The organism is Desulfomicrobium macestii, assembly GCF_014873765.1.
GTDB lineage: Bacteria > Desulfobacterota > Desulfovibrionia > Desulfovibrionales > Desulfomicrobiaceae > Desulfomicrobium > Desulfomicrobium macestii.
In genome coordinates this window covers 24,377-39,438 of the sequence record NZ_JADBGG010000017.1, presented here as the reverse complement: position 1 = coordinate 39,438, position 15,062 = coordinate 24,377, and the positions used below count along the sequence as shown (strand labels likewise).

Sequence of the window (15,062 nt, the reverse complement as noted above, 5' to 3'; positions counted from 1 at the left end):
ACGTCTTGGACAAGCGGGGCCCGCTCTGCTAGACGGCGGGCATGCGTTACTACCCTCTGCTTTTGGATCTGACCGGCATGCAGTGCCTGGTCGTCGGCGCCGGCGAAGTCGGCCTGCGCAAGATCGAGGGGCTGCTGCAATGCGGCCCGGAAATGGTCACGGCCGTCGATCCCGCGCCGCCGAGCACCGGACTGACCGAGCTTCTTGCAAGGCAGGGCAACTTCTCGTATGAACAGCGGCCCTTCGCCGAAACGGACCTGGACCGGGCGCGGCTGGTCTTTGCCTGCACCAGCGATCGCGCCGTGAACGACGCAATCGGGCGGATCTGCATGGAGCGGGGGATTCTGTGCAACATGACCGATGCCCCCGAGCACGGCAGTTTCGTGCTCCCGGCCAGCATCACCCGCGGCGATCTGACCATCTCCATTTCCACCAGCGGAGCCAGCCCGGCCCTGGCCCGGGTCATCCGCCGGGATCTGGAAACGCGATACGGACCGGAATACGAGGCCATGACCCGCCTTCTGGCCGACATCAGAACCGCGCTTCTGGCCCTTGGGCGAAGCAGCGGCGAGAACAGGGAGATCTTTCGCAGGCTGGCCGCCTCCTCCCTGCCGGACCTGATCAGAAACGACGACCGGCACGGCTGTCTGGAACTGCTCCGGAGCGTGCTTCCCACTGACCTGCATACAAGAATCGGAGAATGGTGTGATGACTGCTTCCCGACTTTTTGAACTGATCATAGTACTGCTCTACCTGTCAGGCTCGGTTTCGTACCCCCTGGGACTGGTCCTGCGCCGCGCGTTCCTCAAACGCCTCGCGGCCTGGACATCAGCTGCGGCCTTCGGACTGCACACCGTGGACCTGGCCCTGCGCTCTCTTGAACTGGGGGCCGCCAACCTGCAGCATGGCCAGTTCTACATGAGCCTCATGGCCTGGTTTTTCGTGCTCATCTTTTTTGTCCTGTGGTGGCGCCTCAAGCATGATTTTCTATCCATGATCACCGCGCCACTGGCGCTGATCCTCTTCAGTTCGTCCCTGGCAGTACGCACCCAGGTCCTGGCCGTGCCCGAACAGTTCAGCGTATTGTGGTTCAGCCTGCATGTCGGCACCATCTTCGTCTCGCTCGCGCTCATCGCCATGGCCTTTGGCGCCGGGGTGGCCTATCTGCACCTGGAACGGCTGATCAAGACCAAGGCCAAGCTGCCCGGCTTCTCCAAGGAACTGCCATCCCTTGAGACCTTCGACAAAGCCAACCACTGGGCGGTGAGCATCGGATTCCCGCTTTACACCATTAGCCTGCTGGCCGGATTTCTGTGGGCCTCCTTCACCTGGAAGAAGGTAATCAGTTGGGACCCCAAGGAACTGATCTCCATCGTCATATGGGTCCTTTTCGCCCTGCTTTTCCATCAGCGCATGGCGCTGGGCTGGCGGGGCCGCAAACCAGCCAAAACGGCCATAATCCTTTTCATTCTTTGTCTTGTGTCCCTGGTCGGGGTCAACTTCCTGTTGCCGTCACACCATAGCTTTAGACAGTAATCCTATAGACATCACCAATCCATGAATCAGGAAATCTATCTCGTTGGTTTGAATCACAAGACAGCCGGTGTCGACATCAGGGAACGTTTCGCGCTGAACGATTGCGACCCCGCCGCCACCGGACTGGTCAGCGACGCCGGAGCCGTGAGCGAAGCCATGATCCTCTCGACCTGCAACCGCGTCGAATTTCTGGTCGTCGGATCGGAAGAAGCGGACATGCGCGCAAGAATCCTGCGCTTTTGGGCCGACCAGTGCGGACAGCCCTCCGGCGATCTGGAGGGTCACACCTACTGTCACGTCGGCGACGATGCCGTAAACCACCTCTTCACCGTGGCCTCCAGCCTCGATTCCATGATCCTGGGCGAGCCCCAGATTCTGGGTCAGCTCAAGACGGCCTACCGCAACGCCGTGGAAAAAGGCGTGGCCAAGGTCATCGTCAACCGCTTGCTGCACAAGGCCTTTTCCACGGCCAAGAGGGTCCGCACCGAGACGGCCATCGCCTCCAGCGCCGTATCCATCAGCTATGCGGCCGTGGAACTGGCGCGCAAGATCTTCACCGACCTGACCAACCACCGCGCCCTCTTGATCGGCGCGGGGGAAATGGCCGAACTGGCGGCGACGCACCTTCTTTCCTCGGGCGTGCGCGACATCACCGTGGTCAATCGCACCCTGGCCAAGGGCGAGGAGCTGGCCAGACAATTCAAGGGGCGCGCCATGCCCTTCGAGGAGTTGCATCAGGCGCTTCTTGAAACGGACATCGTCATCAGCTCCACGGGTTCGCCCACGGCCATCATCCGCGCCAAGGACATGAAGGACGTATTGCGCAAGCGCCGCCACAAGCCGATCTTCTTCATCGACATCGCCGTACCGCGCGACATCGATCCCGACATCAACGGGCTCGACAACGTCTATCTCTACGACATCGACGATCTCAAGGAAGTGGTCGAGGAGAACCTGGCCGGAAGGATGCAGGAGGCGCAGAAAGCGCGGGGCATCGTGGCCGAGGAGGTCATGGCCTTCATGCGCTGGCGTGACGGTCTGGCCCTGCAGCCGACCATCGTCGCGCTGCTGGACCAGGGTGAATGCATCGCACGCAAGGAACTCAGGAAATCCATCAAGCAGCTCGGCCCCAACCCGGACCCGCAGATGGTCGCCATCCTTGAACGACTGGCCAAATCCCTGTGCCACAAGATCTATCACGAGCCCATCAGCTACCTCAAGCGCCGCTCTCTGGAAGAAGGGTCGGCCCAGCGTTTCATCCACAACGCCCGCCGGATGTTCAATCTGGACGAGGAAGCCATCCCCGAGGACGCCCATCTGGACCGAAAGCCCCAGACCGGCAGCAAATAACGGAGAATCCCATGCGCGCCTTTGTCATTGACGAAATCACCCCTGAAGACATGGAAAAGCTCGAAAGCAGGCTCAAGGAGCAGGAAATGCTGAGCATCAAGCACCTCTATCACTTCAACCTGCCGCCCTCGTTGCTCACGCCCATGCAGCAGGAGCACGCCCCCGAATGCGGACCGTTCTACATGGCCGTTGAAACCGGGCGCGACTGGGTCCGGCTTGAACTCCTCGTCCGGGCCAAGCGCATTCTGCGCTGCGCATGCATCGCCTACGCCACTCCCGAGCAGCAGGAACACATGATCTCCTACTTGGAAAACCTGCTGAAAGACCTGAACATTCCCCTCTAATCCCAAAGACCATGCGACTTCAGGAGCTTCCCCGACACCTGGCCCGGCGCTGCCTTGGCATCCCGCGCTTCTGCCGGGAGACCCTTGGAGTCGATCTGCGGGGCACGCGCCTGGTGGTCGCCTATTCCACGGGCCTCGATTCCACGGCCCTCCTGCACCTGCTCGCCCTGCTGCGAGCGCCGCTTGACCTCACCCTTGTCGCCGCCCATGCCCATCACGGGCTCAGGCCCGAATCGGACCGGGAACTGGAGCACGCCGAGGCGGTCTGCGCGCGGCTTGAAATCTCCGTCCACACGGCGCGGCTCGACGTCCCCGCGCTTCAGGCCACGTCAGGACAGGGCCAGGAGGAATGCGCCCGCCGGGCGCGCTATGCATTTCTGGATTCCGTACGCCGGAATCAGCGAGCGGACTGGGTCGTGACGGCCCACCATGGCGACGATCTGACCGAAGACATCATCATGCGACTGCTGCGCGGCACGGGCTGGCCCGGCCTTGGCGGAATGCCGGGCGTGGACCCTGGACGCGCCCTGCTGCGGCCGCTGCTTGATTGGGAAAAACGCGAACTGCGCGCCTTTTTGGAAGAAACCGGGACAGATTGGTGCGAAGACCTGTCCAACGCCTCGCCGGAGCGCACCCGCAACAGGGTCCGCCATGACATCCTGCCGCTCCTGCGCCGCGAAAATCCCTCGCTTTTCAAGACCGCCACGCAGCTCTGGACCCAGGCCCGCATCGACGAGGAATACTGGAACCGGGAACTGCCGGAACTGCCCGCCCCGGGGCGGGATTTTCTGCTGGATTCGGCATTGCTTTGCGGGCATCAGGCAAAACGCCTGCGCCTCTACAAGACCATCCTTGACTCCATGGGTCCGGGTCAAACCCTGGCGAGCCATCTTTTGCTCCTCGACAAGGCCTGGGTGCGCAAAAATTGTGGTCGGACCATTCAGTTTCCCGGCGACAAGATCGCCTCCGTGGAACCAGGCGGCATCCGTTTTCACTTCCAAAAACGGACTCCGTAAAATCCGGAATTTCCGGAAGCTGCCCCACCCTTCCCTCCAGATTCAAAGTCACGGCGGTTTTCACCGCCAAAAGCCCGAAATATAAAAACAGAATCATCCCATAATCTGATCCGCCTGGATGATCCGCATCCAAGATTGATCCGGCAAAACTGGAACAATTTCTTCACCCGACCGATTGCGCTCCGTATCCATACCGAGGTACACGGATACAAAAATTCGCACTATTTGGCATGTAATTTGCTTATTAAATACGGACAAATAGGTAGTTCGGGTTCACGCAGCCTGACGCCTCAGAAAGGACGAGGTACGCATGAGAGTCAGAAACACGAGAGACAATCGGGAAAAGGATCGCATTCCGCACAATGCCGTCATCCGCTTTTGCGCCGGAGAACAGGATGAATGCCGGACTGCCAGGATGATCAATTACAGCAGCACCGGCATGTATCTGGAATTGAACTACCCTCCGCCGAAGCTCGGCGCCAATCTGCTCATCGAAGTTCTGGAAAACGAAGAACTCCAGAACCCAATGGAGGAATATCGCAACCCAAAGACATGTTATTACGCGAAGGTCATCTGGAAAAAAAACCTGCCCGATTCCAACGCCGAGTACGGGGTAGGTCTGCGCTATCTGTCTTCGGTCCCTCCGGAAAGCTGACCGTGCGCGGCAGGTTCATGGCCCTTTGCAGGGCCATTTTCATTTGCGCGCGGCCAATTCAGCCTTGCGTCTCGTCAGATCCTCGAAAACCGCCATGGCCGCCGAAGCGCCCTCGCTGACGGCCGTAACGATCTGCTGCACTCCCCCGGTGATATCTCCGGCCGCATAGATGCGCGGAATGCTGGTCCGCCCCTGTCTGTCGACGCGGATATAGCCGCCCAGTTCCTGGGCCAGGCCCAGATGGGACACGGCCTGCACGTTGGGCACGATGCCGATGGCCAGAAAGACCCCGTCCACATCGACCCGCTCCGTCTCACCGCTCTTGACATGCCTGAGGCTTATGAAGCGAAGAGTCTCCTTGCCCCCGATCTCTTCCACGACGCTGTTCCAGCGCACGGGGATTTCCTCCCTGAGCACGGAATCGACAAGGTGCTGTTCGGCCCGAAAGCTGTCGCGGCGATGCACGATGAACACGTCCACGCCCAGATTCTTCAGATGCAGGGCGTCGGTCAGGGCGGTGTTTCCCCCTCCGACGACGGCAACCTTCTTGCCCTTGAACATGAATCCATCACAGGAGGCGCAAAAGGACACGCCCTTGCTCATGAAACGATCCTCGCCGGGCACTTCGAGCTTCTTCCAGGCCGCCCCCGCCGCGTAGATCACGGCATCCGCCAGGAAAACCCGATCCTGGGTCAGGACCTCGATATTCCGGCCTATCTTGATTTCCTCGACGGTCTGACCGGTGATGACGTCCACGTACTGTTTGGCCTGCTCGTGGATCATGTCCATGAGCATCTTGCCGCCGATGTTTATGAAACCGGGATAGTTCTCCACTTCCGGGGTGATGCTGACCAGGCCGCCGACAATGCCTTTTTCCAGGACCACGGCATCGAGACCGGCGCGTTTGGCGTAGATTCCGGCCGTAAGTCCGGCAGGCCCCGACCCGATGATGACCACGTCGTGATGACTCGCATTCGCAGCGTCCACGCCTTCCCTTTCCTCGGCCAGGTCCTTGGCGGCCTTGAGGGTCAAAAGCTGAACGACAAAGGCCAGCTCCGATTCCATGCCCACGGTGGAGAGCTTTTCATCGTAAACCGTATGCGGGATGGAGCCTACGGAATACTCCTCGGCATACTCTGGGTTCTCCCCGGTCTCGACGCACTCGACGCTGACCAGGAGCGGCTTCTCGACGGCCGCCTTGATGGCGTTGACGCACTGCCCGGGACAGTACGGACAGGTCGGGCTGACAAAGACCTTGACCTGACGAGGCTCCTGCAATTCCTCCAGCAGCTCCCTGCTGTGCTCGGACAGGAAGCTCTTGCCCGTGGAGACCATCATCAGGGCATGCAAAAAGGCCTGCCCTTCCTCGCCGGCCGGGGCTCCTGTGAAACGGATGGAATATTTCTCGGGAGCTATGAGCAGCGTCGGGAAACGCTCCACTGCGTATTTGCTGTTGGCCGCGTCATCTTCCGAGTGCACGCTCAAGGTGACCTTGTCGGTGAGGCGAACGAGATCCTTCATGAGATTTTGCGCAAAATCGGCGTAGGCATCGTTCTGACCGGATTTCACGAACAGGTGCACCGGCACCACTTCCTTGAAATCCTTGAGGTAGGAGGCCAGGGCCTTGCGTTGATCCTCGGGCAGAAACCATTCGTCTTTTTTGTTGGCTTTGGTCATGAAAACCTCCGGAGAAAGAGTGACGAGCAATGCGAACTTTTCCTCTAACGTCTTCCGCGCATTTGTCAAAGCACCGGCAACGGTTGCGATGAAACGTCACGCGGGGACAGTGAGAAAAAAAGGGATTCGAGGAGAAAGCCAAAACGATGCAAAGGCCATGGAGGCCTTGATCGACCGTCAGGGAAGGGGAGAAAGAACCGAGGCGTAGGCCCGCAGATATGCAGTATGCATCGCGGATGCATCATAGGCCGCGACATCATGGTTTCCTGCCCGGGCGAGCTTTTCACCTAGGGCAGAGTCTTCAAGCAGGCGCCCAATTTGCCGCGCAAGGGCAGACGGATCGCCATTGGCGAAGACGAGCCCGTTGGCCTCGTCGCGGACCAGCTCGAGATTCGCGGGAAGATCGGAACAGATCACGGGCACGCCCGAAGCCCATCCCTCCTTGACCACCCCACTCGATCCCTCGCCATGAGCCGAGGGCACAACCAGAATGTCAAGGCTGGGGAGAACCTGGGCGCTTTCGACGTGTCCTTTCCACACGATCCGCCCTGAGAGGCCCAGACTTTCGGCCTGTCGCACAAGATCCGCCTTCAAAGCCCCTTCGCCGATGACCCAGACTTCCGGGACCTGCGCCAGCAAAGACAGGGCCCGAAAAAACTGGGCATGCCCCTTCTGCGGGGAAAGGGCGCCGATGAGGCCCACCCGCCCCCGGTTCCCGGGCTTCCTGCGGGAGTACCTGTCGAGCACGATGGCGCTTGGAATGACCACGGTGCGGGAAACTCCAGCGCGGCGAACCACATCCTCAACTTCCCGGCTGACGCAAGCCACCAAGGCCCCGAGCCGGTATTTCCAGCGGCTCCAGCCTTGGCCCAGGGCATAGGATACCCTCCGGGAATGGATCAGGGTCAGGTCGCGCCTGCAGAGATGCGCCAAGGCCCCAAGCGAGGCGGCGCGGGAATCGTGGGTATGAAGGATATGGGGAGAGGCAGGAAGCAAGCCGAGCAGCGCGGCCAGATTCAGGGGATGGTAATCACGCCTGCGGGGCAACGGCGCAATCGCCAGCCCGGACTCAAGGGCCGCATCAAGGATGGGCGAACCCTGCGGCGCGGCCACGAGCACCTGCATCCCGGCCTTGTGCTGCTCAACGGCAAGATAAATGACCTGGCGCTGGCCTCCGCGGTATTCGCATCCAAGATCCAGATGCGTCACCCCCGCAGCCCCGAGCGCCGCCCTGTCACTGGCCGCCATCTGATCGTTCATGTCCGCAGCAGCGGCTGGCCATGGGCCTTGCGGTCCGCCACCAGCAGTTCGCGCAGACGCAGGCTGACCGGGCCGGGGACGCCGTCGCCCACGACGCGGCCGTTGTACCGGACCACGCCGACCGCGTCGATGCTCGTGCCGAGAAGAATGATCTCGCGGCAGTCGTAAAGTTCGGACTCGGGCACGGGACGGGTGGCGACCGGCATGAAACCTCCGGCCAGGCTCATGGCCCGTTTGAGGGTCGTGCCCATGAGGGCATTCTTGAGCTCCGGCACGACGAAAACCCCGTCCCGGTCCACCAGCACCGCGTTCTCGGTGGAGCCTTCGGCCAGGAATCCGTCGCCGTCGAAGCACAGCGGGTAGTCGGCGCCCTGCTCCACGGCGTCCTTTTTCATGAGCACGTTGGGCAGATAGTTCACGCTCTTGATCTGGGACATCCAGCCCTGTTTGGCCGGAATGCGCGTGCGCACCGCGCTGACCCCGGCGGTCCAGAAGGATTCGGGCTTGCGGGCGAAGCGCTTGGCCACGATGTAAAGGCTCGGGTGCGGGCATTCGCGGGTATCCAGGGTGAACCCGCCGGGACCGCGCCCCACAAAAACCATGACATTGCCTTCGTCCGCCTTGCTGACCACGCAGACCTGCCGGATCAGGTCATCGAGTTCGGCGGTGCCGATCGGCAGCGCAAGACCGATGGCACCTGCGGAACGCTCCAGACGCAGCAGATGCTCGCCCAGCTGATAGATGGCCCCGTCCTCGAAGCGCAGCGCCTCGAAAACGCCGTCGCCGCGATGTACGAGATGGTCATCGAGGGGGATGAGCATGAGGCGCGGATTGGTGAAAATCGCACCCAGCCGGTGATCGTAGAAAGCCAGGAAATTCTCCTCGCCGGGACGCGGGAGTGCCTGCAACCGTTCCCAAAAAAGCTGCTCATTGCCGATTTCGACCATTTTTCCCTCCATGACAGCAAGCCGCGCTTCATTGCGCCCCGCTCGCAAAACACGCCCCAAGCCGATATTCGGTTCGGGGCGTGCGGACAAACCAGAAAACGCGTCCAGCGTTTACGCTATGCGCAAAAGACCTCTTTCCAGGAGCACTTCCGCGATCTGAACGGCGTTCAGGGCCGCTCCCTTACGGATGTTGTCGGCCACGATGAACATGTTCAGGCCGTTCTCGATGCTCTCGTCCTCGCGGATGCGGCCCACGAAGGTTTCATCCTCGCCCGCCGCGAGAATGGGCATGGGATAGATCTTCTCGCCAGGATTATCGAGAACGCGCACGCCGGGAGCCTGGGACAGGATGGCGCGGGCCTCCTTGGAGGTCAGCTTCTTCTCGGTCTCGATGTTCACGCTCTCGCTGTGCCCGTAGAAGACCGGCACGCGCACCGTTGTGGCCGTGAGGCGGATGGAGTCGTCGCCCATGATCTTCTTGGTCTCAAGGACCATCTTCATCTCTTCCTTGGTGTACTCGTTGTCCAGGAAGACGTCGATCTGCGGCAGGCAGTTGAAGGCGATGCGATGCGGATAGACCGAATTGGTGCTCTCCTGACCGTTGAAAAGCTGGCGCACCTGATTTTCCAGTTCGACGATGGCCTTCTGGCCGGTGCCGGAAACAGCCTGATAGGTGGAGACCACGACACGCTTGATGCGGGCCGCGTCATGGATGGGTTTCAGGGCCACGACCATCTGGATGGTCGAACAGTTGGGGTTGGCGATGATGCCCTTGTGCCAGGAAAGGTCGTCCGGATTGACTTCGGGCACGACCAGGGGAACGGCCGGGTCCATGCGCCAGGCGCTGGAGTTGTCGACCACCACGCAGCCGGACTTGACCGCGCAGGGCGCAAATTTCTCGGACGTGGAGCCACCGGCGGAAAAAAGGGCCAGATCAACGCCGACGAAGGAATCTTCGGTCAACTCCTGCACCGTCAGCGTCTTCGAACCGAATTCCACCTTGCTGCCTGCGGAGCGCGAAGAGGCAAGAGCCCGCACTTCCGCGTGGGGAAAATTCCGGCGAACCAACGTATCGAGCATCTCTCTGCCAACGGCGCCAGTCGCGCCAACCACGGCCACTACGGGATTCTTCTTCATCATCGCCTCCAAAATATGTTACTTCAGCCCGTCCCTGCGCAAAAAATCCTTCCAGATATCAAGGCAAGTGTCAGCTTTGTTAAGAGTGTAGAGATGCACTCCAGGGGCTCCCCGGTCAAGCAGATTTCGGATCTGGCTCTTGGCGTAGCCAAGCCCCAGTCCCCGCACCCCGCTCTCTCCGTAGACCTTGTGCACGTGTTCCAGGTCGCTCATGTAGCCTTCGGGCACGGAAGCGCCGCAAAAGGAAAGCATCCGCTTCAGGGCCGCCAGGTTCTGGACCGGCAGAATACCCGGAATGATGGGCACGCCGATGCCGACCGCCCTGGCCCGGGCCACGAAATCGAAATAGGCGTCGTTGTCGAAAAATAGCTGCGTGATGATGAAATCCGCCCCGCAGGCCACCTTGTGCCGCAGGCGCTCAAGATCGTCATCCATGCTTGGGGCCTCGGGATGCTTTTCGGGATACCCGGCCACGCCGATGGACAGATCGGAAAAATCCTGCCGGATGAAGGAGACCAGATCGCTGCCGTGCTGGAACTCCTCGCTGTCGGGTGTGAAGGTGCTCTCGCCGCGCGGAGGATCGCCGCGCAGGGCCAGGACGTTGTCCACCCCAGCCTGGGCCAGACCGGACAGGAAGGAGCCGATGCGCGCCCTGTCCGCGCCGACACAGGTCAGGTGCGCCAGCGGCTCAAGGCCGTACTCCTGCTTCATGCGGGTCACGATCTCAAGCGTGTTGTGCTGAGTGCTCCCGCCCGCGCCGTAGGTCACGGAGCAGAACAGGGGGCCAAGGTCGCGCAGTTGGCGTACCACGTCAAAAAAACCGGGCCACTGCGCCCGGTCCTTGGGGGGAAAGAACTCCAGCGACAGGAATGGTTCCTGCCGCTGGAGCAACTGGGCAATGCGCACGAAAAACTCCCGGACTTTAGCTGATTGTTGAGCAATTCAAAATTCACAGGCCGCTTGAAAAATGGTGAGATGCATGGACGCGAAAAAGCCAGGACGCGCAGTCATGCGCATGCACAAGCGGTCTGGCTTTTTTCGCTGACGCAGCAGGTCGCCGTTTTGGGCGACCTGTCAGGCTACGGTGTCGGCGATGGAGAAGATGGGCAGGTACATGCTGATGACCAGTCCACCCACGACCACGCCAAGAAAAACGATCATGATGGGTTCGATGAGTGAAGTCAGGGCGTCCACGGCCACATCGACCTCGTCATCGTAGAAATCCGCGATTTTCGAGAGCATGGAGTCAAGGGCGCCCGTGGTCTCGCCGATGGCTATCATGTGGATGACCATGGGGGGAAAGACGCCCGTGTCATCCAGGGGCTCGGCCAGGCTCTGGCCCTCGGCGATGGATTTCTTGGCTTCGAGCACGCCCTTCTCGACGGTCTTGTTGCCCGATGTGCGCGAGACGATGTCGAGGGCGTTCAGGATCGGCACGCCGCTTGAGACCATGGTGGCCAGCGTCCGGCTGAACTTGGCCACGGCGGCCTTGCGCAGCAGGGGCCCGAAGACGGGCACGAAAAGGATCCAGCGGTCGACTAGGATCTGCCCCTTCTCCCATTTGTAGAAGAACTTGAAGGCGACAATAAAGGCGATGATACCCGCGACAAGCAACATGAAATTGTTGATGACGAAATTACTCATGTTGATGACTATCTGGGTCGGCAGGGGAAGCGCGCCGCCGGATTCACGGAACATCTGCTCGAAGGTCGGGATAACGAAGATGAGGATGACCGCGATGACCGCCACGGCCACGGTCACGACCACGCCCGGATAAATCATGGCACCCTTGATCTTGGCTTTGAGCTTGGCGGCTTTTTCGATGTATTCGGCCAGACGCAGCAGGACCTGGTCCAGGATACCGCCGGTCTCGCCGGCGTTGACCATGTTGGAGTAGAGGACGTCAAAAATGTCGGAATGCTTTTTGAGGGCTTCGTACAGGGAGCTGCCGCCCTCGATGTCGTTTCTGACCGCGTAGAGTTTGCGGCGCAGCTTCGGATTTTCGGTCTGCTCGCACATGATCTGCAAGGCCTGCAGGATGGGCACGCCTGCATTGATCATGGTGGCGAACTGCCGACTGAAGACGACCATGTCCCGATCGGACACACCGCCCTCAAGAAAGGTGCCTTCCAGGATGTCCTTGGGTTTTGGTTTGACCCGGACATTGCCATATCCCTTGCGCCGCAGGATGTTTTCGGCAAATTCAAGGCTTGGAGCGTCCAAATCCCCTTTGACTGATCTACCGCCGCGTGTTTTAGCCTTATAGATGAAGACAGGCATGAACGTCCTCCAGAAGTTGGGTCGGAAAAATACGTAACCAATCGCTGCCGCGAATCCGGTGAGGGGTCAAGGCGTTTGCAGGCATGCAGAAAGTTCGGACAGAATTTCCTCGTCGGCCGGCAAAAAAGAGTAACCCCGGGCTTCTTCACAAGTGATCCAGGCCAGTTCCTGACCTTCACGCGGCGTTGGTGCGCCGGAAAATTCCGTCACAAGATGAAAGAAGAGCCGAATTGCACCTGCCTTAACCTTTTTTTCCTTTACTTTCCAGAGGGAAAAAGCATCTATTGCAATGGATAATTCCTCTTCCAGTTCCCGCACAAGTGCCTGACCAAGCGTCTCCTCGGCCTCGACCTTGCCGCCCGGAAACTCCCAGAATCCCGGCTCGGTCATGGATGCCGAGCGCCGGGCGGCCAGGAACCTGCCTTCGCGCACGATGATCGCGGCCACCACGTCAATGGCGTCCGCGCTCATGCATCCCTCTGAATCTCAAGCTCCTGGAGTTCCTTTTCCAGATAGGCCAGATCCGACATCAGCTCTTCGGCCCTGTCCTGCAAGGCCGCGAAACGCTGCCCGAGTTCCCGGGACAGGGCCACGTCCTCGTAGGTTGCAGGGTCGGCCAGCCGCGTCTCCAGGGTTTCCTGCTCGACCAGATTGGCTTCAAGCTCGGCTTCCAGTTTCTCGTATTTCTTGCGCAGGGGCTTGAGCTGCTGGTAGATCCTGTTGCGCATCTCGGCCTGCTCGCGCTTCTTGAGCTTCTGCTCGTTGCGCACCGCGCGTGTCATGTCGGGCTTTTCCTGCTCCTGCGCCTCCCGCGCCTTCTTGCGGGCGTGGTATTCGTCAAAGCCGCACTGATGCACCTCGATGCCGTCGGCATGCAGCTCCCAGATTTCGCTCACCACCTCGCTCAAGAGGTACCTGTCATGGGCGACCACCAGCATGGTGCCCTGATACGCCGAGAGCGCGTCCATGAGGGCCTCGCGGCTCTCCATGTCCAGATGGTTGGTCGGTTCGTCCAGAATGAGGAAATTGGCCCGGCTCAGGAAAAGGGTACTCAGCACCAGACGGTTCTTTTCACCGCCGCTCAGGTCCTCGACCTTCTTTTCCCAGTAGCGTTCGCCGAGCATGAACAGGCCAAGGGCGGACTTGAGTTGCAGATCCGTGCATGACGGCGAGGCCAGCCGCTTGATCTCGGACATGACCGTGAAGGTCGGGCGCACGATGTCGGTCTGGTGCTGGCTGAAGTATCCGGTGACGATGCTCGACCCCATGTTGATCCGCCCCTGGCTCGGCTTCAACTGGCCGGTGATGAGCTTGATCAGGGTCGATTTGCCTCGGCCGTTGGGACCTACCAGGCCGATTTTCTGACCGCGATAGATGTTGAAGGACAGGTCCGAAAACAGGGCCGAATCCGGAAAGGAAAAGGACAGTTCCACGGCGGACAACACGGTCTGGTTGCCCCGCTCGGGCTCGGGCCAGCTAAAAGACAGGGTGCGGGCGCGGGTCTCGGGGGTCAGGGTCTGAAGCTCGCTTTGCAGCTTGCCGATCTGGCCGAGCCGGCTCTGGGCCTGTTTGGCCTTGGTGGCCTTGGCCCGAAAACGATCCACGAAGGCCTGCTTCTTGCCTATTTCCGTGCGCAGCTTGTCCGCCTGTCGCCGGATCTGATCGTTGCGTTCGGCGTTCCATTCCAGAAACTGGGTGAAATTGCCGTCCCGCAGGAAGGGCTTCTCGCCGCCGAGAAACAGGACCTTGTTCGCGACCCGGTCCAGAAAATAGCGATCGTGAGCCACGAAGACGAGAACGCCCTCGAAGCTCAGCACATAGGATTCAAGCCACTCCACAGCCTCCAGGTCGAGGTGGTTGGTCGGCTCGTCCAGAAAGAGGATGTCCGCCCCGGCCACCAGCACCCGGGCCAGTTTGGCCCGTTCGCGCCAGCCGCCGCTCAGCTCGCCCACGGGACGGGAAAAGACGGAGGGCGCAAAGCCCAGACCGGAAAGGATGGCATGAGCCCTGTGCTCGGGGTTGTACCCGTACTGATGCTCAAGTTCCTCCTGCCGGTCGTGCAGCCGGGTCAGGGCGGCCTCGTCGCCCCGATCCAGGGCGGCGCGCCACTGCGTCCAGAATTCCCCCCACGAGGGCAGCACTTCCAGCACGAACTCCTGCAGGGGCTTGGCCAGATCGACCGCACCCAGTTCCTGACGCACGAATCCTATCTGGGACCCCTTGGGCACTGTCACCTTGCCGGAATCGGGCGCGGTTTCACCGGCCATGATCCTGAGCAGCGTGGACTTGCCGCACCCGTTGGGGCCAACCAGGGCAAGACGGGTCCCGGAATGGACCTCCATGGACAGACCCATGAAGAGATCCACTCCGGAATACGCCTTGGAAACAGCTTGAACGGTAATCTTGGACATTATTCCGCTTCGAAGAAGATGGACATCTGGGTCATGAGGGAAGTGACGGACTTGTTGAACATGTCTTCGGAGAAGTCCGAGGCCACGAACTTGGTCTGCAGCATGAGGAACTCCTCCTGCTCTTCGCCAAGCGGCGGGGTGATGGTCAGGGAAGCACCGAGCAGGTCGCCGTTGATGATCAAGAGATCCATCAGGTCTTCCTTGCTCACCTCTTCGATGGAACCCAGGGACAGGGACACGGTCACCGTGGGCACATCGAGGGTGCCCTGGTTGGATTCCAGGGACAGAAAGCCGCTGGCGTCCTCGCCAAGTTCAAAACCCCAGATGGCGCCGTCTTCCGAGGCCGGAGAAACCAGCTCGCTTTCGGTCGCGGCCGCTTTGAGCACAGTCTCCATTTCTTCGGCAAATTTGATCAGATCCATAATAAGCACCTCAACGTGTAAAAGTGT

Annotated in this window: 15 protein-coding genes; 6 read left to right on the top strand and 9 right to left on the bottom strand. The window is 60.4% G+C overall.

Annotation, left to right across the window (positions count from 1 at the left end):
* Nucleotides 1–41 precede the first annotated feature (41 nt).
* The 6 genes from H4684_RS11850 to H4684_RS11825 all read left to right on the top strand — a co-directional run bounded on the left by H4684_RS11850 (nucleotide 42) and on the right by H4684_RS11825 (nucleotide 4,901).
* On the top strand, nucleotides 42–731 hold the full coding sequence (locus H4684_RS11850) for a precorrin-2 dehydrogenase/sirohydrochlorin ferrochelatase family protein (RefSeq protein ID WP_192623899.1): 690 nt from the start codon (nucleotides 42–44) through the stop codon (nucleotides 729–731).
* Nucleotides 709–1,536 carry a cytochrome C assembly family protein gene (locus H4684_RS11845; protein ID WP_192623898.1) on the top strand — a complete coding sequence of 276 codons (828 nt, stop codon included), beginning with the start codon at nucleotides 709–711 and terminating at the stop codon, nucleotides 1,534–1,536. Before H4684_RS11850 ends, H4684_RS11845 begins: the two co-directional genes overlap by 23 nt.
* Nucleotides 1,537–1,557: 21 nt before the next feature.
* On the top strand, nucleotides 1,558–2,886 hold the full coding sequence (hemA, locus tag H4684_RS11840) for a glutamyl-tRNA reductase (RefSeq protein WP_192623897.1): 1,329 nt from the start codon (nucleotides 1,558–1,560) through the stop codon (nucleotides 2,884–2,886).
* 11 nt (nucleotides 2,887–2,897) lie between these two features.
* Complete coding sequence (locus tag H4684_RS11835; RefSeq protein ID WP_192623896.1) at nucleotides 2,898–3,230, top strand: hypothetical protein; 333 nt, start codon at nucleotides 2,898–2,900, stop codon at nucleotides 3,228–3,230.
* A gap of 11 nt (nucleotides 3,231–3,241) precedes the next feature.
* Nucleotides 3,242–4,246 (top strand): tRNA lysidine(34) synthetase TilS, encoded by a 1,005-nt coding sequence (gene tilS, locus H4684_RS11830; protein ID WP_192623895.1) that lies wholly within the window; start codon nucleotides 3,242–3,244, stop codon nucleotides 4,244–4,246.
* A gap of 310 nt (nucleotides 4,247–4,556) precedes the next feature.
* The gene (locus H4684_RS11825; protein ID WP_192623894.1) at nucleotides 4,557–4,901 is read left to right on the top strand and encodes a PilZ domain-containing protein; all 345 of its coding nucleotides are present in this window, start codon (nucleotides 4,557–4,559) and stop codon (nucleotides 4,899–4,901) included.
* A gap of 39 nt (nucleotides 4,902–4,940) precedes the next feature.
* Here H4684_RS11825 and H4684_RS11820 read toward each other — a convergent pair whose 3' ends face one another.
* From H4684_RS11820 to H4684_RS11780, 9 genes are all read right to left on the bottom strand, one after another.
* Nucleotides 4,941–6,578: an FAD-dependent oxidoreductase gene (locus tag H4684_RS11820; RefSeq protein ID WP_192623893.1), complete on the bottom strand. Its 1,638-nt coding sequence runs from the start codon at nucleotides 6,576–6,578 to the stop codon at nucleotides 4,941–4,943.
* A gap of 177 nt (nucleotides 6,579–6,755) precedes the next feature.
* The gene (locus H4684_RS11815) at nucleotides 6,756–7,838 is read right to left on the bottom strand and encodes a glycosyltransferase family 4 protein (protein ID WP_192623892.1); all 1,083 of its coding nucleotides are present in this window, start codon (nucleotides 7,836–7,838) and stop codon (nucleotides 6,756–6,758) included.
* Complete coding sequence (locus tag H4684_RS11810) at nucleotides 7,835–8,785, bottom strand: aminotransferase class IV (RefSeq protein ID WP_192623891.1); 951 nt, start codon at nucleotides 8,783–8,785, stop codon at nucleotides 7,835–7,837. Before H4684_RS11810 ends, H4684_RS11815 begins: the two co-directional genes overlap by 4 nt.
* A 111-nt stretch (nucleotides 8,786–8,896) precedes the next feature.
* Complete coding sequence (locus H4684_RS11805) at nucleotides 8,897–9,925, bottom strand: aspartate-semialdehyde dehydrogenase (protein ID WP_192623890.1); 1,029 nt, start codon at nucleotides 9,923–9,925, stop codon at nucleotides 8,897–8,899.
* Between the two features lie 15 nt (nucleotides 9,926–9,940).
* Entirely contained in the window at nucleotides 9,941–10,828 is an 888-nt protein-coding gene (gene metF / locus H4684_RS11800; RefSeq protein WP_192623889.1) for a methylenetetrahydrofolate reductase [NAD(P)H], read from the bottom strand.
* Between the two features lie 168 nt (nucleotides 10,829–10,996).
* Nucleotides 10,997–12,202 (bottom strand): type II secretion system F family protein, encoded by a 1,206-nt coding sequence (locus H4684_RS11795; protein ID WP_192623888.1) that lies wholly within the window; start codon nucleotides 12,200–12,202, stop codon nucleotides 10,997–10,999.
* 66 nt (nucleotides 12,203–12,268) lie between these two features.
* The gene (locus H4684_RS11790) at nucleotides 12,269–12,673 is read right to left on the bottom strand and encodes a (deoxy)nucleoside triphosphate pyrophosphohydrolase (protein ID WP_192623887.1); all 405 of its coding nucleotides are present in this window, start codon (nucleotides 12,671–12,673) and stop codon (nucleotides 12,269–12,271) included.
* Nucleotides 12,670–14,613, bottom strand: a complete 1,944-nt coding sequence (locus H4684_RS11785; RefSeq protein ID WP_192623886.1) for an ABC-F family ATP-binding cassette domain-containing protein — start codon at nucleotides 14,611–14,613, stop codon at nucleotides 12,670–12,672. Before H4684_RS11785 ends, H4684_RS11790 begins: the two co-directional genes overlap by 4 nt.
* The gene (locus tag H4684_RS11780) at nucleotides 14,613–15,035 is read right to left on the bottom strand and encodes a hypothetical protein (protein ID WP_092191101.1); all 423 of its coding nucleotides are present in this window, start codon (nucleotides 15,033–15,035) and stop codon (nucleotides 14,613–14,615) included. The genes H4684_RS11785 and H4684_RS11780 overlap by 1 nt, the downstream gene beginning before the upstream one ends.
* Nucleotides 15,036–15,062: the final 27 nt, after the last annotated feature.